Origin of the sequence: Bacteroides xylanisolvens, from assembly GCF_018289135.1 — a bacterium.
Classification (GTDB): Bacteria; Bacteroidota; Bacteroidia; order Bacteroidales; family Bacteroidaceae; genus Bacteroides; species Bacteroides xylanisolvens.
Window position 1 is genome coordinate 1296855 of record NZ_CP072216.1, and the last position, 23912, is coordinate 1320766.

Consider the following 23912-nt stretch of genomic DNA (forward strand, 5'->3'; position numbering starts at 1 on the left):
TAAATTGATTGAAAAAGTAAAATCAAGCAACATTTCTTTCCAGAATTACATATTTGATGTAAAAACACTACAAAAACAATGGATTATAATTAAGTTCTGATAGAACTTATCTAAGTGTAAAAAGTGAGTTTAAATGTTTTAGGGCTATTTAATAATTTAAAAAGAGATTTATGAAGAAAAAATTAGCGCTGCTATTTGGATACCTTTTTATAGGTATCGGGCTGATAACAGCTCAAACGCAGAAAGTCACGGGGATAGTTATTTCCGATGATGACAAACAACCTGTTGTAGGGGCTTCAATTGTTGTAAAAGGCACTAACTTAGGTACAATAACAGACATAGACGGGCATTTCACATTATTGAATGTGCCAAATTCAGCAAAAATATTGCAAATCTCTTATATCGGTATGAAAACGGAGTCGGTTTCTGTTCAGCCGACTGTTAGAGTTATCTTAAAGTCTGATACACAACTGATGGATGAAGTTGTTGTGGTAGGTTACGGATCAGCAAAGAAACTAGGGTCAGTAGTCGGTTCGGTAACAACGGTAAATAATAGCAAGATAGCCAATAGACCGGTTGCTAATGCCGGAGATGCATTACAAGGACAAGTTGCCGGTTTACAAGTATTTACTCCCAGTGGAGAACCAAGTGGAAGTGTTGTAATGCGATTGCGTGGAGTCAGCTCGATCAATTCAAATACAGAACCTCTCTTTATTCTCGACGGTTCACCTATATCATCCGGAGCATTTACAGCATTAAATCCGAACGACATCGAAAGCATGACCGTATTGAAAGATGCTTCCTCAACAGCTATATATGGTTCTCGTGCTGCTAACGGGGTAGTAATAATGACTAGCAAGAAAGGAAAAATGGGACAGAAAGCCCGTGTTAGTATCAATGCGCAATATGGCTGGTCGAGAATGACTGGGGATAACATAGAGATGATGAATACCGAACAATGGCTTAACCTGCAGGAAATGCTGGACCCGGGAAAAGCATACGATACTACATTTCAAAAACGGAAAAAGTTCTATATAGATAATGGTATATCTACAGATTGGGCGGATGTCTTCTTCGGAGATGCAGCTCCTACACAACAATATGATGTAAATGTGGTCGGTGGTTCCGAAGGTATCAACTATTATATTTCATTTGGACATTATGATACAGAGGGGATTATGGATGATTCCTCATTGCGCCGTGAGACTTTGCGCAGTAATGTGGAAGTAAAGGTGACCGACTGGCTGAAAGCCGGGATTAACGTGAACCTTTCCTATCAGAAATATAACACGACAACTTTCGGAACGGAAGCTAATAGCGTTTATAATAAAGCGTATGCTGCCCGTATTTATCGTCCTGACCAAACAATAAACGAGATATTGACAGACGAAGAAGGCAACTTTGCAGGCTATGGAAAACGATTGGACTATTTTGACGATATGGGATATTATAATCCGTATTACTTGGCAGAACTTCAACCGAATGACCGGAGTACGGTACGTATCAATGGCAATACCTTCTTTAATATAAACCCAATAAAAGGATTGAATATACGTACCTCGCAGGCAGTAGATGCCTTTGATTATCGTAACTCCCATAAAGCCTATCCGGAAGGCCCCTTTGAAGGGGCAGGGGTGGCGTCCGAATCTTTCGAACGTTATTATTCATTTACTTTCACCAATACGGCGGAATATAAGTTCAGTCTGTCAGACAAGCATCTTTTTACCGTGTTGGCCGGTCAGGAGTCCATTATCACAAAGAATGAGAATTTCTCGGCAACTTCTAAAAAAATGGTAGATTCACGAATGATGCTGATGGCAGCTGGAGCAGAGTCAGAAGTGCCGATACATTCGATGTATGACAAGGTTTTCAATTCTTATTTCGGCACAATCAGTTATAGTTTCGCTGATCGCTATTATGTCGATTTGGCAGCACGGCGGGACGGTTCTTCTCTGTTTGCCAAAAACAACCAGTGGGCAAACTTTTATTCTTTGGGAGCCATGTGGGATATGAAAAAAGAGAATTTCCTGCAGAACGTTTCATGGTTGAACAGTTTACAGTTGAAAGTGAGCTATGGAACAACTGGTAATTCCGGTATCAGCGCCTATAATGCGTTGGCATTGGTCGGCTCCGGTTTGCTGTATAACGGACAACCGGGTATTGCTCCTTCTACCGTCGGAAATGATAACCTGACATGGGAAAGCATGAAAACACTGAATGTAGGCATCAGTACAAGAGTGTTTGACCGCTTTTCTGTAGAACTGGAATTTTATAACCGTCAGACGGACGATATGTTGATGGGTTATCCATTGTCATACACTACCGGACATGGTAGTAGTGTGGAAAATGTAGCAAGTATGCGTAATCGTGGTTTCGATATTACTCTGGGAGTGGATATTCTGAAAACGAGAGATTTCTCATGGAGTGTCTCCGGAAACCTGAATTATAATAAGAATGAAATAACTAAACTGTTTAACGGATTGGATGAATATACCTTACCCGATACTGGTTTAAAAATGAAGGTCGGCAAACCTTGGGGAGAATATTACTATGTGAAATGGGCAGGAGTCGATCCGCGTGACGGATATAATATGTGGTACGACAAAAATGGAAATCTGACTAAGAGTTACTCCGAAGAAGATGCAGTTTTTGTCGGCAAACAACGCTATGCACCATGGTCCGGTGGCTTTGGCACCCAGTTCGGATGGAAAGGGATTTCTGTTAGTGCCGACTTCTCTTTTATGCTAGGCCAGTATATGTTGAATAATGAGCGCTTTTTTACAGAGAATCCCACTTTTGCAGGTTCGGACAATCAAACTGTAGAAATGCTTACCATGTGGCAGAAGCCGGGAGATATAACCAGAATTGCCACTCCCGACTCCCCGATGCAGTTTGATACGCATTTACTGGAAAATGCTTCATTTATGCGTATGAAAAACCTGACTGTCGGGTACACCCTTCCGGCCAAACTGATTCAGAAAACAGGAGTAATCAGTAACGCCAGAATCTACTTTGTAGGACGTAATTTACTCACAGTGACTAAATATAAAGGATATGACCCGGAAGTAGACAGTAATATCCAATTGGGTAACTATCCCAATACGAAACAATATTCTTTCGGAGTCGAACTAACTTTCTAAAAACATAAAGAATGGTGAATATGAAGAAAATATCTATGATAGCATTGACTATACTGACACTTGGGGTGACTTCTTGTGATATGGATAAAATGCCATACGATGCTGTTCCTACAGAAGAAGCGTTAACGACCATAGTCGGTTTTGAAGAAGCACGTGCCGGTATCTATTCCGTATATTTAGGACTGACAGGAGGAAGCTATGTATTAGCTCCGGAAGTTCAGGCAGATGCCTTTAATGCAGTGGCGGATTTCTCTAATAAATATGGTGAGTTGCACCGTTGGACTTTCGAGAGCACCAACTCTACCGTAGAAACAATCTGGTCGAACTACTATGCCGCTATCGGACGTGTCAACTTCTTTATTGACGGGGTCGGTAAGATCGATGAGAATCCGGAAATCGAATTGACTGAAACCCAGAGACAACAGATCAATGTGTATGAGGGGGAAGCGTATTTTACAAGAGCATACTGCTACTTTTATCTAGCTACTTTATTTTGCCGCGATTACGATGTAGCTACCGCAGCAAGTACTCCGGGACTGCCGCTTCAGGTAAAATATGAGCCTAAACTTTCTGCTACCCAATATCCGGGACGATCTTCATTGGAAGATACTTACAAACAGATATTGGAGGACCTCGAAGAAGCCGAAGAACGTATAGAGACTGCAAAAAATGGCATTGCTGATTATGACAGGTATATTAATGGTGCATACGTGACAGTCAACACGGCTCCCAAGAATTGTGGGAATTATATCACGGTAGATGTAGTGACTGCCTTGAAAGCGCGTGTTGCCCTGCAAATGGACGACTATGAAAATGCAGCCAAATATGCAGGTGACCTGGTTAATTCGAACAGATATCCATTATCGAACACAGCAACAGATTTTGAAAGTGTATGGAAGAATGACAAGGGAACGGAAACCATCTGGCAGATTGCCATGACTAGTGCCGACGATGCCGGTGTACCTCTGGGGACTATTTTTATCGGTTATCCGACTACAAAGAAGGATTATATTCCTACACAAACACTGATTGACTTATACAATGAAAAAGATATCCGGCTAAAGACTTATTTCGGAAAATATCACTTAACCGTATCGTCAGGTAATGCGGCAGACATCTATTTCTTTAATAAATATCCGGGCAATGAATATTACAATGCATTAGGAAGCGAAACACGCTATTTGAATCAGCCGAAACCATTCCGAATTGCTGAAATGTATCTGATTGCCACTGAAGCTAATGCAAAGATTGGAACGGCAGCTGCAGTGAAAAAGGGTAATGACGCTTTGAATGCATTAAAAAAAGCGCGAATCAAGGGATGGACTGATGCAACCTACGATCAAGAAGCTTTATTAAATGAAATCATGAACGAACGGGAACGTGAGCTTGTAGGTGAAGGATACCGGTTGATGGACCTGAAACGTTGGGGGAAAGGTGTGAAGCGTGGAAAACCGCAAAGCAAAGGACTGGTGCTTTTCCCGGGACAAGCAAGTACTGACGGACTGGATAAACCTATGGATGACCAGCGGATGCTTTGGCCTATTCCTAAAACAGAAATGGATGCCAACCCTCAATTGGCAGGTCAGCAAAATCCGGGATATTAATCAATGAATAACGTAAATTATCAAACACTTGAGTAAAATGAACTATCTGAAAATATACACCCTTCTTCTATGTGCCGTTCTGATCGCCGCCTGTTCGGACGATGAGGAACAGTTTAATTCCGGAGCGGCTACGGTAAACTTGCAGGAAACTGCAATGACGGTGAAAGAATCTGCCGGTTTGTGTACTGTGCCTGTTGTTGTGACGGGCGAACATACCGGAACTATCCGTGTGACGTTCGAATTAAAAGATCATAATGCCAAAGAGGATGAAAACTATATTGTCACAACCAAAACGTTACTTATTCCTGCCGGGCAGGAAACAATGAATTTTGAGTTTAAGACCGTTGATGACAAGCTTGTTAATGACGACCGTTCTTTTGATGTTGAAATTGCCGATGTGAAAGGGGCGTCTATTGGTGAGAACAAGCGACTGACGGTGACTATCAAAGACAATGATTCCAGTTTTTATGAAACGCTTTCAAGAACTTGGGTATTTACCGGAACGGCCTCTGCCACCAATGTTTCCAATGTGCCAGTGGGATTCTCCGTTAGAGTAAATACAGCGGAAGAAGGCACGGAGGCATACGAACACTATCTGGTCTGCTCGAATAAGAATGGATTTGATCCGGATAATGATATTGAATGGGAATTTAGTTGGCGGTTGCATTATGAATATGATTCGGAGGCGCAGAAAACCTACCTGTCCATTGTGCCGGGTGAAGATGTCGCTTCTTATGGCCCGTATACTATTCGTTTCAGGAGACTGGCTTTGGACGGAAGTACTTCTGACGTATATCGCGGAGAATATGATGTTGAAACTAAAACTGTCACTTTCGAGAATGCCAATTTGATAGGCGATATGTATAAGGACGGCTTGATACAAATACAGAAATTCAGGCTATTTGGCTGTAAGATGGAACACATCAGATAAAACAAGATTATTAACATAACAAATAAAAGAACTTATGAGAGCATTAATTGTCTGCATTACGTTGTTGTTCGCTTTTCTAACTTGTACCATGGCACAAATACCATCAGTCAAGGTTGAAAATGCGAAAGGAGCACAGGTAAATACCTCCTCCCTGGTTAATCACAAAACACCTATGATTATTTCTTTTTGGGCAACAACCTGTAAACCTTGTATTCGTGAATTGGACGCTATAAATGAACAATTGCCCGATTGGTTGGAAGAAGCCAAATTCCGTGTTGTAGCTGTTTCGACAGATGACAGCCGTTCTACTGCTAAAGCGCGTGCATTGGCAGAGGGACATGGATGGGATGATTTTATCATGTTGTATGATAAAAATCAGGAATTCATGCGAGCTATGAATGTGAGCCTGACTCCACAGGTATATGTAGTGGATGCAGATGGGAAGATTGTCTATTCACACACCGGGTATGCGCCGGGAAGTGAGCTGGAACTACTGAAAGCGATAAAAAAACTACAGAAATAGAAACTGTTATTATTCATAGATAAACGCAATGACATGACTAGAATAAGAATTCAGGTGTTGGCTTTAGTAGCGTTAGCGTCTACTCTAACCTATGCGCAGCAAGATAACAAAAAAGGTTATCTGACAGGGAGCTTTGAAACGAATACGATTTACTACAAGGATGATAGTAAGACAAAAGCAGAATCTCCGGAAGATCATTTCGGTTCGAACAATTATCTGAAACTGGATTACTATCAAGGTAAGTTTGCCGTAGGTGTACAGTTGGAAGCCTATGAACCGGTACTGGTGGGATACCCGACAGAATTGGAGAAAGCAAAACTAACCAACTATTACGTATCTTGGGCCGACAAGGATTTTTCCGTAACAGCGGGTACATTTTATGAGCAGTTTGGGAGTGGACTGCTATTCCGTAGTTGGGAGGACCGTATGCTTGGTTTGAATAATGCGGTGATGGGAGCACGTTTTACCTACAATTACAAGAATATTGTAAGGTTGAAGGCCATTTGGGGAACTCCACGTTTTGGTATGGACTTTTCCGATACACAAGTACGTGGCGTAGATGTAAGTTTCTCCTTATCTGAAATGCTTGGTTGGCAAAATACATCCTTGAGTATCGAAGGAGGGGCATTGAACCGGTATGAGAAAATCAATATCGACCTCGAAGAAGAAGGGGGAAAACCTTATTCGAATGGCTTCTCGGGACGGGTAAATTTTGAACGCTCCGGATTTACAGCGAAAGGTGAATATGTGGACGGTGGCAATAAATATTATAATTTCATCCATGATGACAAACTTTATGCAAGGAAACGTGCCAATGCGCAATTGCTGGAGCTGGGATATAGCGGCAATGGGTTGGGGGTAAATCTGACTGGGCGCCGTTTGGAATGGATGAATAGTGAGATTATTGCCGGTAATGGTTCGACTTCGAATCTGTTGAATTATGTCCCGGCTATGAGTACGCAATATACCTATATGTTGACCAACTTGCATCCTCATACTCCACAAATAGGAGATGTGACAAATGCAGTTAGCGGTGAGATGGGCGGACAATTGGATATCTTTTATCATTTCAAAAGAGGAACAGTCATTGGAGGTAAACGCGGTTTGAAATTACATGCTAACTTTTCTACCTATTATGCTTTAGAAAAAGAAGGAACAGCCCAGATAGGTAACTTGGCATTTCGTGACTTTAGTGTTGATGTGGAAAAGCAATGGACAAAGTCATTCAAAATGAACTTGCTTTATTCCATGCAAGAATATAGCCCTTCGTACGGAGCGAATAAAACGACTAATCTGTCGAATATTTTTGTAGCAGATTTACAATATAAGTTCACGCCTTCTTTTTCAACTCGCATGGAGTTGCAATATCTAACTACAAAAGAAGATCAGAAGGACTGGATGGCAGCTCTGTTGGAGATAAATTTTGCTCCGGCATGGAGCATTTACGGAAGTGATATGTATAATCACGGCAAGGATAAAATCCATTATTACAATGTGGGAGCCAGTTATGCCAAATCACGTACGCGTATAGCCTTGAGTTATGGTCGTAACAAGGAAGGGTACGTCTGCTCTGGTGGAGTTTGCCGGACGATTCCTAAATATACAGGTGCTAACCTGACTATAACTACTTCATTTTGAGTTCATCGAAACATTTATTAATTAGAATATAGAATATGAGAAAATTTACAATGTTTTTTATGTCAAGTCTGATATGCTTGTGCGGATGTTTTACAGCGTGCAGCGGCAATTCTGACGACAATGGTGAAGAGCCGGATAACGGCGAAGTGACAGGACCTATTACTTTGACTGTGGATAAAGCCAAGATTGAAGCCAATGGAACAGATATGGCGACTTTTACGGTGACTGATGCCAATGGAAAAGTACTGACGACTTCCGAATATATGAAGAATGTATATTTTGAAGATGTAACTACCGGTGATTATTTGGAGAGACGGACCAATACGTTCTCGGCAGTAGAGAACGGGACACATAAGTTTAAGGCATATTACCTGGACTGGGAGTCGGATGAAGTTTCCGTAACCGCACAGAATCGTAAGAATTATGAACTTTTCTATCGTAAAGTAGGTGTCTTCAAAATGACGGGAACTTGGTGTACCTATTGTCCAGCCATGACTTCGGCATTAAAGAAAGTGGAAGAACTGATGCCGGGACGTATGGTAAAAATGGCTTTTCATTCTTCCAGCAGTTCCGCCACTGACCCGTTCCATTTGTCACAGACAAGCACAATCATGGGCCGTTTTGGAGCGTCCGGTTTTCCTACCTGTATCTATGATTTGAAAGTCATGTCGATAGACAGGAACGTGAGTGCTATCAAACAGACTTTACAAAGTCAAATCCGACAATATCCGGCAACCTGCGGAATTAAGGTAAATACATCTTATAATTCTTCTATGGGTGAGATTACGGTGGATGCCGCACTGAAGTCGAGCTTGGGAGGAGAATATGACCTTGTTTATGTCTTGGTGACTGATGGTTTGACGGCATCCGGAGGAAATGAGACCTCGTACGATTATACAGTAAGAGCTATTTCCAACAATTACCTGTCGATGTCAACCGACGGACGGTTTACTGTGAAGGCAAACGAGGAGCACACTGCCGCAACTTTCAGCATTTCTAATGCAAAGAACCTGAATCCTGCCACATCGCGTGTAGTGGTTTATGCATTGCGTAAAGTGGATGACGCATATATGGTGGATAATATAACCGAATGTTCTATCAATGGTAGCATAGACTATCTCTATAATGATTGAGGCTTATGAAAAAAATATACTCGACAATTCTACCAATTGTAATGATCCTTTGTTTAGCAATGCTGTCATCCTGTTCCGGCAATTCGGACGAAACGGAGAATGGAGGGACGGATGACGGCATTTTGCGTATTACAGCTGATAAGACGGCTATACAGGCAGATGGAGTAGAAAAAGTGACCTTCACGGTCAAACTGGGTACAAAAGATGTAAGTGAAGAAAGCACAATGAACCTGATTTTGGTAAAGGAATCGGGAGAGGAAAACCTGGATTATGGTGTTCGTGCTTTCAGCACTTCAGTGCCGGGTACGTATGTCTTTAAAGCCCGCTATTATGAAGGAAAAGCAATGGTCAGTGAAAATGAAGTGACCGTTCAGGTTGCTCCCGTATCAGGAGGAACCAGCTATTATCATAAATTACTGGGGATGCAGTTTACTTCTGTCGGGTGCCAGGCCTGTCCGGCGCTTAGCACTACATTGAAAGCAATTCAGACTGAACAACCGGGGCGATTGGCTATCGCTTCTTTCCACATGGATTTCGGAGGAATGACGGATCCCATGAGTACAGCAGCTACCAATAATTACCGGACTAATATTCTCGGTAATTTCTCGGGACTGCCCCGTTTCTTTTACAATCTGCGTAAGGGTACTAAAGAAATGATCAGTATCAAGAGCCAGATTGAAGAAGAGCTTCAGAAAGAATTAAGTAACTATCCGGCTTCTTGTGGGGTAGCTGTTGAGTCTGTGTATAATGCTTCTGACCGTACAGTGAAGATTACTGGCAAATTAACTTCCAACGTAACAAACACTTATCGTTGTTTGATTTATCTGGTAGAGGATGGAATCAAATACTTTCAAACGAATGGCGCGAATGATTATACGCATAATAATGTGGTGCGCGCAGTGGTGTCCACATCATTGAACGGCGACCGTTTTAATGGGGAAGTAAATGCGGGAGTGGAATCTACCATGCAACGATCTTATCAGTTGGAACCGGGATGGAATGTGGATAATATGCGTGTGATAGTGTCGATGCTGACAACTTTGGATGGAGGAAAGACTTATACGTGTAACAATGTAAATGAGTGTAAACTTGGAGAATCAGCAGATTACTTGTATAACGAATAAAGAAGAGTTATGTGTATAAATGTCTATAAAATAATATTGCTGGTCTGTATGTGCTGTGTGGGAATATGCTGGATTTCTTGTTCAGGCAATTCCGATGATTCGGAGCAGACGGAAGTGATTTTGAGTGTCGATAAAAATACGTTGACTGCGGACGGAAAGGATATTATAACCTTTACGGTAATGCATGCGGGAATAGATGTAACTGCTGATGCAATCATCCGTTCCGTGATGGACGGACAAACTTTGGATGGAAATACCTTTTCTACTTCTAAAGCCGGAACCTACGCTTTTGAGGCATCTTATGGCAACTATGTATCCAAATTGGTAACGGTTGTTGCGAGTGCCGCACCGGGTACACCTTCTAAGTTTGTAAGACGCATTTGTGCAATGGAGTTTACCGGAACTTGGTGTGCTATGTGTCCGGCAGGAATGACACGCCTGAACTATCTGATAAGTTCGAGTTATGAGGGAATTGTTTATCTGATGTCATTCCATGTCGATGGGACAAGTGCCGATCCGATGACAATCGAACAGTCTTCGATCCTTTCCAGAAAGTTTGCTATCTCCGGTTATCCTTCATGTGTGGTCGATATGCGTGAGGCAATGGGATTGTCTGAAAATTATAGTGTCATGCGAGCTGTATTTAATAAGTCTTTGGAAGAGTATCCCGCGTCTTGCGGAGTGGCCATCCAGTCACAATATAACGGACAGGCTGATGTGACGGTAAGCGTTAAATCGGAAAAAGGCGCTGAATATCGTTTGATTTTATATGCGGTAGAAAACGGATTGAAATATCAACAAAATGACGGGGGAGTTTATCGTGATTACACACATAACCATGTGGTACGTAAATTACTGTCTGCTACCGTTGATGGCGATAAATTGGGACATATAGCAGCCGGTAAAGAGAAAAGCATAAGTTATACTGTTATAATGGAAGAAGGATGGAATGCGGAGAATCTTTCTTTTTATGCATTGGTTACCGATGAAAACGGATATGTAAATAATTTGGCTGTCTGCAAGGCTATTGATGGCGATGCCGATTATGAATATGTAAATGATTAATCACATTTATCACTTTTAATTATGAAGAAGAATTTATTTAGTTTATTACTCATGTTGGGATTTATCTTTGTGATAAGTCCTATGGTCCTTTCGTGTTCGGATAGTGATGAACCGGGTGTAGAACCTGATGTACCAGTGAATCCGGATGTTCCGCTTCCTCCAAATCCGACACCAATAAGATGGGTTGAGAATGAAGTGGACGGTGGCGAACGTGGAGTAGGTATAAAAGTTACCAGTAACACTGAACATAATTTTGTATTTGAGTGTACTCCGGGTTCTAAAGTCCAATCTTATCGGTTGGATGTATATCCTTTATGTCGTATGTACAATTACTTATTCGAAAGTGTAGGGACAGGAGTACAAGCAACAGAGGAAGAGGTGGAAGATTTGATAATGGAGGCTATCTATAATTCTGAGGGGGCGGGTGCTTATACATTCAATAGGCAAACATTGGGAGACAGTTACCCGAATACTGAATTTGACTGGGTAAATTCTAAATATTCCCAATCAGAAATAGTGCCGGGAGCGGAATATTTGATTATAACGGTAGGCTGCAATGATGAGGGCGGACAGACGCCTGCAGACATGAAAATTTGTTATTTGAAGACGCCGGTTCAGAGTGTGATAGGCACTCCTCGTGTGGATATTGATGTTACTACAAGTTATCATGCAGTTGGTATACAATATCTCCCCAATACGGACAGTAAGTATTTCTATCAGTTCTGTGGAGATTCAGAACCTATTGATGCATTTATAAATACGTATGGAAAGTCGATGTATATAGACTTTATGAGACACTGGATTCAAAAAGCGGAAGATGCACAGGTTCCTCAAGAGGAATTGTATTATACGGTGGATTTTGGTTATACAGCAGATGCGAAAAGAATGATAACCGCTACCAGCATCGGGCTGGATGAGAACAAGACTCCGGGTGAATATGTCCGTCAGGACTTTCATTTGAAAGAAATAGACCCGAATGCAGAATTGCCGGAATGTAATCTACAAATTAGTAGGATTGGTGCTTCCATGGTTGATTTGAATGTGGAAATGAAAGACAATTGCGTTGCCATGTTTTATCGTATATTTAAAGCTTCTGACTGGGCTCCTTATGAAAATGCAGATGAAGCAACCATGACCACTTTGGCACGAACTTTAGACCAGGAGGGATGGGGTGTGAAAAATACGAATTTCGCTCAAAAAGGTTCCTATAAAGGTACAGAATTCCAATTTGATTTGCTTCCTGATGCTCCTTATGTCGTGGCTTACATTGGGCGTAATGAGTATGGGCAGTTATCCAAAGAAGTAAAGCATGCTTCATTTTCTACCAAAGCGCGTATTACTGATACTCCGGATGCATCTGAAGCTGATATTGATATAACGATCACTGATCCGGGACGTACAAGTCTGAAACTGAATTATTCTTATAATCAGAAAACGGCTGTATTCTATCATCAGTATATTATGACACCGGATTTACTGGAAGATGCTAATAAAGCGGAATTAATCAATTATTTACTGTCTGAAGACTCTAATGTATGGCCTGCTGATGCAACAGGAGGAGTGGAAAGCTTTACTTGGACAGGATTGGACCCGGCTACTGAATATACGTTCGCATATATGGCTGAAGACTGGAATGGTGTGTTGACGGATGTGAAGATTGTAAAAGCTACTACTGAAGCAATTGTGGCAGGTCCGAATCCAACTATGGAATTACGTGCATATATGAGTGAAATGAATAATTTCACTGTCCAGTTTTCCATTATAAAGGATGTGGCTAAAGTTTATCATACAATTCTTGAAGATACGTATTCTGCAAGTGGTGATTATACCTATCAGGAGTGTATGGATGTATGGAAGGAACATTGTTTGGATTATGGCTTGACAACAGTAAATTCAACGACTCAATCATACGATAAGACAAGTGAAGCCAAACGTTTAGTTGCTTTATGTGTACCAATTGGGGCAGATAGTGATGGCAATGAAGTTATTGGTGATCTTTATACTGTATTCTATGATAAAGATAAAGGTATCATTACTGATCCTTCTGTATTGTTCCCGGATGCTCCGAAATCAGTAAAGGGTATGATAGGAACAACAAAACCACAAGTTATAAAGAAAGATAGACAGATTCCTGCAAATACGATTATTAAGGAGAAAGTAGATAAGAGTGCTCCTGGTGCGATGATGAGCGGAAGTACTATTTATCTTGATTTGAAAAAACTGGGTAAACATCCTCACGCCAAATAAATAGTATTGGCGCAATTATTCCGCACGATAGCGTGAAAGTCTGTCGTGCGGTTTTCTCTAATCATCTAAATTATCATGGATATGAGAAGAAAATATTTTTTATGTAGTATGGGGAAATATGTATGTTTCCTGGCAGTATGTGTGGTAATGTTGTCGTCATGTTATAATGACGATGATTTAAAAAACTCAATTTCCGGTCTGGAAGACCGCATGGATAAGTTGGAAGCTTCGTTACAAAGTGTACAGACGGATATTTCCACATTGAAGACACTGACAGATGCTTTATCTCAAAATAAATCAATCGCTTCTGTATTGGAGAATGAAGACGGAAGTTATACAATTAAGTTTTCAGATAAGACAGAAGTAACTATTCGTAATGGTGAAAATGGGGAGGATGCTCCGCAAATAACCGTGATAAAGAACGAAGAGGATGGTATCTATTATTGGGGAATAACTAGTACAGACGGTAAAAAGACATTCTTGAAAGATGGAGAAGGAAAAATGATGCCTGTAACGGCTGCCGCTCCTAAAATTCGCATTAATACGAATACGAAAGAGTGGGAGATTTCTACGGACGGTGGCAAGACTTGGGAACTTACCGGTGTTTACGCGTCCGGAGAAGGAACGGGAGATACCTCTCTTTTTAGTGGAGTTAGTCAGGATGATGATTATGCGTATTTTACTCTGAAAGATGGCACAATATTAAAGTTGTCGAAATCTAAGGAACTGAAATGTGATATATTGTCCGGAAAGCAATACTTTACGAACGGTGAGGAGAAATTGATTTCAGTTGAAATGAGTGGAATTTCGAAGTATACCGTAACAAAACCTGATGGTTGGCAAGCTTCCCTGACAGGAAAAGGGCTGACTATTACTGCTCCTGTGGCAGAAAATCAGTATGCAGAGACGAGTGGCAAAGTAGCTATAATGGCTGTTGCATCCAACGGACAGAGTATTATCGCAGAGATTCCCGTAATCATAGGGGATGCTCCTATAGTTATATCTACTGTGGGGCAGACAGTTTCTACTACTTTGATGAATGGCATAGAAATGTATTATTTGGGAGTATTGGAAATCAATGAATATAGTGCAGAGGCTGTAGCAGAATTAGTAAACGGATATACTGCCCGTATGTATATGAAGACAGAGGCTCTTGATAAAATGCCGTTGGCTGAACTGATAGGTAAGGATCCCGAAGCTGGAAAGACGTATATGATTTGGGCAGTACCTTCATCTGAGGCTGGTAGTGCATATTTGCCTGATGATGTGATTGCCAGCGTGATTAAGACTGCTGCAACTGTAGAACTGAAGGTTTCGGATATTACTTTTGAAGGTGCAACGGTTTCTGCAATTAGAAAGGGCTGTGACGTTTTTTACACAGGGATTGTAGATAAGTCCAATTATTCACCAGAAGGGGTTATTGACGATTTGGCTTATGGTGGCGGAACTAAACAGTATTCGGATTATAATGGGCCATTGGAGGGAAAAGTGTTGGATTTTCTTCCGAAAGTAATACCAGGAACAACATACGTACTTTGGGCTATCCCTTATAAAGAAGAAAAGGGGTATAAAACAGAAGAACTAGTAGCGGTGGAGATTCCCGTTCCTGCGTTAACGTATGACGGAACGGCAACCATAAATATCGGTAATATTGTTGCTACAGTTTCAAGTGTTAGTGCGACCATTACTCCGGGAACTGACTGTTATAAGTTCTATTATTCTTATATGAAAGAACAGACTTTGGCAAATTATAGCACTGACAAAGAGGTTATTTCCTATCTTATTACAAACGGAGATTCTTCCAAAGAGGCAAAAAACTTTGAAAGAGCTTCTTTAGAACCGGGAACAAAAGGCTTTTTGGTTGCAGTAGCATTGAATGAGAAAGGACAACTCGGGTCATTAGTCAAAGTGCAAGCTGATTCCAAGGAAATATCCTATAATTCTTCTATTTCGGTGGATGTGGCAATAGAGGCAGGAACCGTGTCTACAACACTAACACTGACCCCGACCGGAAATCCGGTGAAATTCCGTTATGTCCACATGAAATTGAGTGATTTCAAAAGCTATCCGTATTGGGGAAATGAAGAAACAGTAAAGCAAGCATTAATTATGAATGGTAATGTTACTGAAATTGTTGCTGCTGAACTGAAGAATCATCAACTGGTGATTGAGGATATTGCATTTAATTCAGAATATGTACTGTTCATGATAGCAGTTGATGCTGATGGTAATCCTTCTTCGACTGTGACAAAGAAGGAATATACAAGTGCAAAGCCGACTTATGTGCGAAAAGAAAGGGACGCCGATTTGTGGAATGCCAGTGTTCCGGAAGTAACAATTGACAAGATAGAAAAAGACAAATTCTACACCGTTTCTTATACTGTGAAACCGAAGTCTGCCTGCAAAGTCTTTTATGTATTTGCAGGGCCAGCAGATTACCTGACTGGTATGTATGATGAACAAATCAGGTATGTGATGCAAAATGGTGTAAAACAAACAACAACTTATTCGGGAAGTACTTATGGAACATTGCCAACTAATATCAATGTTACCTGGATAGATGAAGAAGGACGTTTTTACGAGGTTTCTAAAACTGTAGTAGATGCTCCGACGCAATAATTTTAATTTCTAATTTAATAAAATAATAGATGAAAAACTTATTTAATAGCTTTTATAGTGTAGTATTGCTTGCTTTGTGTCTGATTGCTTTCAGTAATTGTTCGGATAGTGATGACGGAGGAGAAGTTGGCGGTACGGATAATGGAATCACTGCAATTAGCAGTGAAATGGAAAAGACTGTTTCACTTTATGGGGAGACTGTTGAGATCTCGTTTACTGCTTCTGGAAAATGGACTCCTTCTTTACAATACTCTACAGGATCGGACTGGGCGGCTATTACTAATACCAGTGGTAATTCTGCTGCCGGTAAAGGAGGATTTAGGGTAAAAGTTGATAAAAATGAAGCCGGACAGGAACGAATACTGACAGTACTTGTGCAAGTTGAGGGATATAAAACACCTGAAGTTGTATGTACTATAACACAATCAGGATCTGGTGACGTATCTTCTGCGGATATTGCTTTAAACGAATTTATGCATAACTATTTGAAGGAACATTATCTATTCAAGGATGAGTATAATACACTGGAAGTTGATTGCAAAAATGTTTCGTATGATAACTTTTTATCTACCTACCTTCTGAAGATGAAAACAAATACAGAAGATGGAGGAATTTCCCGTGCATATTCTGTGAATGCCGGTCAACGTTATATTTATTCATATATTGAAAAAGTGGGTTCTAGCGATACTCGTGCCACAACTCGTGCTACAAGCATGGTAGGAACAGGATTAGGAACATTTTTCTCTTCCTATATGGCAGATAGAACGACAATCGGTTTGTCTATTGGATATGTATTTGTTGATTCTCCTGCAGCAAAAGCTGGATTAAGACGCGGTGATGTAATTGTTGCTGTGAATGGGGTAACTTTGAATAAAAACAACTACCAGCAATACATGAATGCATTATATTATGCAAGTGGAGGAGAATCATTCAATATTGGATATAGACGCTATGTGCCTAATGAAGATTTGCAAAAATATGAATTGGTAGATGGAAGTGTTATTTTGACGACAGGTACTTATAATAACAATCCGGTACTTTATTCTATGTTTATAAAAGAAAAAGAAGGTAATTTGAATGTGGCTTACCTTGTTTATCAAGGTTTTGATTTGAATTATGCGGAAGAGTTAAAATATATGATACAGCAGTTCAAAACGGAAGGTATTACCGATTTAATCTTGGATTTACGTTATAATTACGGAGGTGCGGTTGAATTGTCACGCTATTTATCAGCTTCTATTGCAGGTTCTTCACATCGTTCTGATGTTTTCATGAGGATGCAACGTAGTTCTGGTGCAGATGAGTATATTCGGTTTGGTGATGGAGATGATTTAGGTTTGAATTCCATACGGATTATCTGCTCGGAAGAGACAGCTTCTTCCAGTGAATTGGTAATTAGTGGATTAAGAGGAATTGATTTCCCTGTAAAACTATTTGGTAGTCGTACTGAAGGAAAAAATGTTGGTATGGAGGTGCAAGAGTATAAATATGGTAACTCTTATTACGAATTTGCTCCGATTACTTTCCGTTCGTTCAATGCAAAGGATTGGGGGGATTATGCCGATGGAATTGAGCCAGATGTAATGCTGAATAATCAAAATGCAGACTATACGGATGATATTGATAATGCGTTTCCGTATGCTTTTGGAGATTGGGATAACTTCGATTTCAATTTACCATTATGGTATGCTTTGTGTGATATTCAAGGAGTGGATCCCAATACAGGCAAAGCTAAAGTTCGCAGTGGAAAGATGAAAATGGAACGTCCACAAATGGATGAAATTCAAAGATTACCGTCTGTGTCTGTGAAACGCTCAATAGGAACTTTTGGCTCGCTCATTTACAACAAGCCGGAAGTAGAAAACTTATATTAGTAAGACTAAATCTCTTGTGAAATAAATTTTCTCTTAAGTTAAAGGGGATGCTTCTCGATAAGGTGTTAGTGAGAGCATCCCCATTTTGCTTCATAAATGTATTGAGAATGAATATACTTAAACAAATATATGAGATATATGAATATCTGTTTTATCGAACATATATATGGCAGCTTAGATTGTGGGGAGAAAAGCGGTCGCCAGAAGTAGCAGGGTTATTACTACCGACCTCATTGTTTACTTTTGTTTTTGTTGGCCCAATAGTTGGAGTATTACATTCATTGGAAGTACAAAACAATGAAGAGTTAGGTATACTTTTGGCTGTTATATTCACTTTTGCTGCTCATAGATTATTTGTTAGCGATGGACGATATTTGTCTATTGCTGATAAATATCGTAATGAAACTAAAGAAAAACAACGACAACGTATGAAACAAGTTTGGATTTTTTTAGCAATAAATCTTATTTGGGTAATATTCTGTATCTTCTTATTCATCAAAGTGATACCCCCGCCATCAAATGCAGATACTTCTAATAAGAATCCTTCTCCAGAATATATAGAGATGCTGAAAGATATAAGGGACCAACGACCACAATAGAATATGAACAGTGAAATAAATTTGTTGTATAATAGATTATAATTTAGAACTTAGAAAATGAGAATTATTTTATTTTTATTAGTAGGTTGGTACACAATCGGGAATATACAAGCACAAATCAAAGAGCCTGTAAAGTTCAAAAATGAGTTGAAAATGACATCTGAAACGGAAGCGGAAATCGTGTTTACTGCTTCGATAGAGAAAGGATGGCATGTGTATTCGACCGGGCTAGGGGATGATGGGCCTATTTCCGCTACTTTTAACATCAATGCGAGTAATCATGTAGAAACAATGGGTAAATTGCAACCTATTGGAAAAGAAATCAGCATCTATGATAAGATGTTCGAGATGAATGTGCGCTATTTTGAAGATACGGTACAGTTTATCCAAAAAGTGAAATTTACAGGAAATGATTACTTTATGGATGGGTTTCTGGAGTTTGGAGCTTGTAACGATGAGAGCTGTTTACCTCCGACTCAAATTCCTTTTAAATATGGGAAAAAAGCAGAAGCAGATTTAATAGTTGCAAAAGGGAAAGAAGAGGCTCCGGTAAATGTGGTAGAGAAGCAATCGGAAAGTGATCTTTGGAAACCGGTAATCAATGAATTGCAGGTGTTAGGTGAAGAACATTCTCAAGAGGATAAATCTTGGTTGTATGTCTTTGTCACTGGATTTCTTGGCGGATTATTGGCTTTGTTCACTCCCTGCGTATGGCCGATTATTCCTATGACTGTGAGTTTTTTCCTGAAAAGAAACAAGGATAAGAAGAAAGGGATTCGGGATGCATGGACTTATGGTGCTTCAATTGTCGTGATTTATGTAACACTGGGATTAGCAATTACTTTAATATTTGGTGCCAGTGCATTGAACGCTTTATCAACAAACGCCGTATTCAACATCCTTTTCTTCCTGATGTTGGTTGTTTTTGCAGCTTCTTTCTTTGGGGCATTTGAACTTACTTTACCTTCTAAATGGAGCAATGCAGTGGACAGCAAAGCGGAAGCGACGAGTGGCCTATTAAGCATTTTTCTGATGGCATTTACGTTATCTCTAGTGTCTTTCTCTTGCACAGGGCCGATTATCGGCTTTCTGCTCGTACAGGTTTCTACGACAGGTAGCGTGATTGCTCCTGCTATCGGAATGTTAGGTTTTGCCATCGCTTTGGCTTTACCATTCACACTGTTTGCTCTTTTTCCTTCGTGGCTGAAATCAATGCCTAAGTCAGGAGGGTGGATGAATGTAATTAAAGTGACATTGGGTTTTCTGGAACTGGCTTTTGCTTTGAAATTTTTGTCGGTTGCGGACTTAGCCTATGGCTGGAGAATCCTGGATAGGGAAACTTTCCTTGCGTTATGGATTGTGATTTTCGGACTGATGGGGTTATATCTATTGGGAAAGATCAAGTTTCCGCATGACGGTGATGAAAACAGGGTAGGCGTGGGGCGCTTCTTTCTTGCGCTTGTTTCTTTAGCATTTGCTGTATATATGATTCCCGGACTTTGGGGGGCACCTTTGAAAGCTGTTAGTGCATTTGCTCCTCCTGTGATGACACAAGACTTTAATTTATATTCGAATGAGGTCCACCCCAAATTCAAGGATTATGAAATAGGTATGGAGTATGCACGACAACAAGGAATGCCTGTGATGATCGATTTTACCGGATATGGTTGTGTGAATTGTCGTAAGATGGAGGCGGCTGTGTGGACAGATAGTAAAGTGGGTGGTATCATCAATGATAAGTATGTACTTATCTCTTTGTATGTGGATGATAAAACTCCATTGAATGAGCCTATAAATGTTGTAGAGAATGGAACGGAACGCACTTTACGAACAGTAGGCGATAAATGGAGCTATCTGCAACGGGTGAAGTTTGGAGCAAATGCCCAACCTTTTTATGTATTGCTGGATAATGACGGTAATCCGTTGAATAAATCTTATGCATACAATGAAGATATTCCAAAATATATAGAGTTCCTGCAGGAAGGGCTGGAGCGATATGTGAAATGATGGATATTAGACATTCAGCTTGTATGTTATGGCTTATAGCTAAAGTTTGGAATGAGAAAAAGAATAATTCTTTTTGGGCATTTTCATAGAAATACATAGAATAGTGTTATCTTTGTAAAGTGACATCGGGTTTAATAGAGCAAATTGTATAATAATATTTGTGTCTGACATATAAGCAGCATGAGGGCGAAAATTTCTGCTGTGATGCTCTGAATTACATGATCTGAAAATGTGAATGTTGCCCTTGTCAAGATGGGCAGATTAAGATAAAGATCCCTCGTGGATCGGCTGCCTGTGAAGGTCGCTCTATTGTTTGTTTTGTTTGTGTTTTGGTGCACCTTTTTTCTGATAAAGAATAAGGTGCACTCTTTTTATAGTTATGTATATGTAATATTAAATATATTTTTGAAGAAAAAAAAAGATGGGTGAAAAAGCTTCAATGTGGAATCTATGGCACGGCTGTCACAAATTAAGTGAAGGCTGCCGACATTGCTATGTATACCGGACGGATGGTAAATATGGAAAAGACAGTTCGGTGGTGACAAAGACAGAAAAGTTCGATTTGCCCTTGCAGCGTAAAAAGAATGGTATGTATAAGATACCTTCGGGAAATTTGGTATATACCTGTTTTACTTCAGATTTTCTCATTGAAGATGCGGATGAATGGCGTGCCGAAGCGTGGGAGATGATGCGGATACGGCAGGATCTTCGTTTCCTCTTTATCACTAAGCGGATAGACCGGTTGCAACAGTGTCTGCCTCCCGATTGGGGAGATGGCTATGACAATGTGACCATCTGCTGCACGATGGAGAACCAAGATAGAGTGGATTATCGTTTACCTATTTATAAAGAAATCCCTATTAAACATAAAATCATTATCTGCGAGCCGCTTCTTAGTCGGATTGATTTCAGAGGTGAGCTGGGAGAGTGGGTGGAACAGGTAGTGGCAGGAGGAGAGTCAGGCAAAGAAGTCCGAGTATGTGATTACGAGTGGGTATTGGATATCCGGCAGCAATGTATAGATGCGAATGTCGGTTTTTGGTTTAAGCAGACAGGGAGTTATTTATTAAAAGACGGACATGAGTATAAGGTTGCACGACAATTTCAACATTCGCAGGCGAGAAAGGCGGAGTTGAATTATACACCTGATAAATAAGAAATAAAGATTAATACAGATCTTTTTTACTGAAAGCGAGGGTTGCTTAGCAATCTTCGCTTTCGTTTTATTGAGTACAAAATACGGATAATCACGTCTTTTTATAAAGATATTGTGTAAATTTTAAATTATCCATATTAATGAAACAGATAAAACTGTTACTTCTTTTAGCTTCCGCCTCCGTTACGGGAGCACTTGCGCAAAGCAATGGATTGACGGATATGAGTCAGAGCCGTTTTGCGAAGATGGCGAATACCGGAATCAGTGCCGTACATTGGACAGATGGATTCTGGGGAGATCGCTTTCAGGTATTTAGCCGGACTTCCCTGCAAAGTATGTGGAACACTTGGAACACGCCGGAGATCTCTCACGGTTTCCGTAATTTTGAGATTGCCGCTGGTGTGTGTAAGGGTGAACATTGGGGACCTCCGTTCCATGACGGAGATATGTATAAATGGATGGAAGGAGTGGCTTCTGTCTATGCTGTCAACAAAGATCCGGAACTGGATAAGTTAATGGATAACTTTATTACTTGTGTCGTAAAAGCCCAACGTGCAGATGGTTATATACATACGCCTGTTGTTATCGAAGAACTGAATAAAGGTATTGACTCTCATGCATTAGGGGATCAGCATAAACAAACGGTCATCGGAACGAAAGTAGGTGACGAGAATGAAAAAGGAGCTTTTGCTAATCGGCTGAACTTTGAGACATATAACCTGGGACACCTGATGATGGCGGGTATTGTGCATCGTCGTGCCACCGGAAAGACTACTCTTTTTGATACTGCCGTAAAAGCAACGGATTTTCTTTGCCACTTTTACGAAACGGCTTCTGCCGAACTGGCTCGTAATGCCATTTGCCCTTCACATTATATGGGAGTGGTCGAAATGTATCGTGCCACAGGAAATCCCCGTTATCTGGAACTTTCGAAGAACCTGATTGATATTCGCGGTATGGTGGAAAACGGAACGGATGATAATCAGGATCGTATTCCTTTCCGCGACCAATATCGTGCAATGGGTCATGCCGTACGTGCAAATTATCTGTATGCAGGAGTAGCGGATGTATATGCTGAGACAGGTGAACAACAGTTGATGAAAAATCTGACTAGTATCTGGAATGATATTGTCACCCGGAAGATGTATGTGACCGGAGCTTGCGGTGCTCTTTATGATGGAACATCACCGGACGGGACTTGCTATGAGCCGGATAGTATTCAGAAGGTACATCAGAGCTACGGACGTCCTTATCAGTTGCCGAATAGTACAGCGCACAATGAAACATGTGCCAATATCGGAAATATGCTTTTCAACTGGCGTATGCTGGAAGTGACAGGGGATGCGAAATATGCTGACCTTGTAGAGACTTGTCTTTATAATAGCGTATTGAGCGGTATCAGTCTGGACGGAAAGAAATATTTCTATACCAATCCGCTTCGTATCAGTGCCGATCTTCCTTACACGCTTCGTTGGCCGAAAGAACGGACGGAATATATCAGTTGTTTCTGTTGCCCGCCGAATACATTGCGTACATTGTGTCAGGCACAGAATTACGCCTACACATTGAGTCCGGAAGGCATTTACTGTAACTTGTATGGTGCAAATACGCTGACTACGACTTGGAAAGACAAAGGAGAACTGACATTAACACAAGAGACGGATTATCCCTGGGAAGGAAAGGTACGTGTAACGTTGGATAGAGTTCCTCGTAAAGCAGGTGCTTTCTCGCTCTTCTTACGTATTCCTGAATGGTGCGAAAAGACTACGCTCACAGTGAATGGACAGCCGCTGCAAACCAATGCAAAGGCAAATTCGTATGCGGAAGTAAATCGTACATGGAAGAAGGGGGATGTAGTGGAGCTGGTGATGGATATGCCTGTCCGTTTGCTCGAAGCTCATCCGTTAGCAGAGGAGATTCGTAATCAGGTGGTCGTGAAGCGCGGGCCGTTGGTTTACTGTCTGGAAAGTATGGATATTGCAAACGGGGAAAAGATTGATAACGTATTGATTCCCACTGATATAAAACTAACTCCGAAGAAAATCACAATTGAAGGCAGTCCGATTGTTGCACTTGAAGGAATGGCACGTCTGGCATCTGCAACTTCGTGGGAAGGAGTGCTTTACCGGCCAGTTGTTCAGGCTGAAAAGACAGTAAATATCCGCTTGATTCCTTATTATGCCTGGGGAAACAGAGGAAAGGGAGAAATGACTGTATGGATGCCTCTTGCCAGATAATCCGGATTGTTTAGT

General features: G+C 40.7%; 15 protein-coding genes. All 15 read left to right on the forward strand.

Annotation, left to right across the window (positions count from 1 at the left end; genetic code table 11):
* Window positions 1–170 precede the first annotated feature (170 nt).
* The 15 genes from INE92_RS05440 (at window position 171) to INE92_RS05510 (ending at window position 23897) form a co-directional block, all read left to right on the forward strand.
* The gene (locus INE92_RS05440) at window positions 171–3140 is read left to right on the forward strand and encodes a SusC/RagA family TonB-linked outer membrane protein (RefSeq protein ID WP_149951759.1); all 2970 of its coding nucleotides are present in this window, start codon (window positions 171–173) and stop codon (window positions 3138–3140) included.
* A gap of 20 nt (window positions 3141–3160) precedes the next feature.
* On the forward strand, window positions 3161–4744 hold the full coding sequence (locus INE92_RS05445) for a RagB/SusD family nutrient uptake outer membrane protein (RefSeq protein ID WP_229096942.1): 1584 nt from the start codon (window positions 3161–3163) through the stop codon (window positions 4742–4744).
* Between the two features lie 37 nt (window positions 4745–4781).
* Complete coding sequence (locus INE92_RS05450) at window positions 4782–5675, forward strand: Calx-beta domain-containing protein (protein WP_212701980.1); 894 nt, start codon at window positions 4782–4784, stop codon at window positions 5673–5675.
* Window positions 5676–5709: 34 nt separating this feature from the next.
* A complete protein-coding gene (locus INE92_RS05455; protein ID WP_008640464.1) occupies window positions 5710–6198 on the forward strand; it encodes a TlpA family protein disulfide reductase in 489 nt (162 codons plus the stop codon).
* Window positions 6199–6231: 33 nt separating this feature from the next.
* On the forward strand, window positions 6232–7836 hold the full coding sequence (locus tag INE92_RS05460; RefSeq protein WP_149958469.1) for a DUF6029 family protein: 1605 nt from the start codon (window positions 6232–6234) through the stop codon (window positions 7834–7836).
* A 35-nt stretch (window positions 7837–7871) separates the two neighbouring features.
* Window positions 7872–8969, forward strand: a complete 1098-nt coding sequence (locus tag INE92_RS05465; protein WP_008775750.1) for an Omp28-related outer membrane protein — start codon at window positions 7872–7874, stop codon at window positions 8967–8969.
* A gap of 5 nt (window positions 8970–8974) precedes the next feature.
* On the forward strand, window positions 8975–10093 hold the full coding sequence (locus tag INE92_RS05470) for an Omp28-related outer membrane protein (protein WP_008640461.1): 1119 nt from the start codon (window positions 8975–8977) through the stop codon (window positions 10091–10093).
* A gap of 9 nt (window positions 10094–10102) precedes the next feature.
* Window positions 10103–11158 (forward strand): Omp28-related outer membrane protein, encoded by a 1056-nt coding sequence (locus INE92_RS05475; RefSeq protein ID WP_004313102.1) that lies wholly within the window; start codon window positions 10103–10105, stop codon window positions 11156–11158.
* Window positions 11159–11179: 21 nt separating this feature from the next.
* Window positions 11180–13405 carry a hypothetical protein gene (locus INE92_RS05480; RefSeq protein WP_008775748.1) on the forward strand — a complete coding sequence of 742 codons (2226 nt, stop codon included), beginning with the start codon at window positions 11180–11182 and terminating at the stop codon, window positions 13403–13405.
* Between the two features lie 81 nt (window positions 13406–13486).
* Window positions 13487–16024 carry a PL29 family lyase N-terminal domain-containing protein gene (locus INE92_RS05485; protein ID WP_032849505.1) on the forward strand — a complete coding sequence of 846 codons (2538 nt, stop codon included), beginning with the start codon at window positions 13487–13489 and terminating at the stop codon, window positions 16022–16024.
* A 29-nt stretch (window positions 16025–16053) separates the two neighbouring features.
* Complete coding sequence (locus INE92_RS05490; protein WP_032849474.1) at window positions 16054–17898, forward strand: S41 family peptidase; 1845 nt, start codon at window positions 16054–16056, stop codon at window positions 17896–17898.
* 107 nt (window positions 17899–18005) lie between these two features.
* On the forward strand, window positions 18006–18497 hold the full coding sequence (locus INE92_RS05495) for a hypothetical protein (RefSeq protein ID WP_008640454.1): 492 nt from the start codon (window positions 18006–18008) through the stop codon (window positions 18495–18497).
* A 57-nt stretch (window positions 18498–18554) separates the two neighbouring features.
* Window positions 18555–20504 (forward strand): protein-disulfide reductase DsbD family protein, encoded by a 1950-nt coding sequence (locus INE92_RS05500; RefSeq protein WP_149958471.1) that lies wholly within the window; start codon window positions 18555–18557, stop codon window positions 20502–20504.
* A 421-nt stretch (window positions 20505–20925) separates the two neighbouring features.
* Window positions 20926–21660 carry a DUF5131 family protein gene (locus tag INE92_RS05505; RefSeq protein ID WP_149958473.1) on the forward strand — a complete coding sequence of 245 codons (735 nt, stop codon included), beginning with the start codon at window positions 20926–20928 and terminating at the stop codon, window positions 21658–21660.
* 140 nt (window positions 21661–21800) lie between these two features.
* The gene (locus INE92_RS05510) at window positions 21801–23897 is read left to right on the forward strand and encodes an aceric acid hydrolase (protein ID WP_149958475.1); all 2097 of its coding nucleotides are present in this window, start codon (window positions 21801–21803) and stop codon (window positions 23895–23897) included.
* Window positions 23898–23912 lie beyond the last annotated feature (15 nt).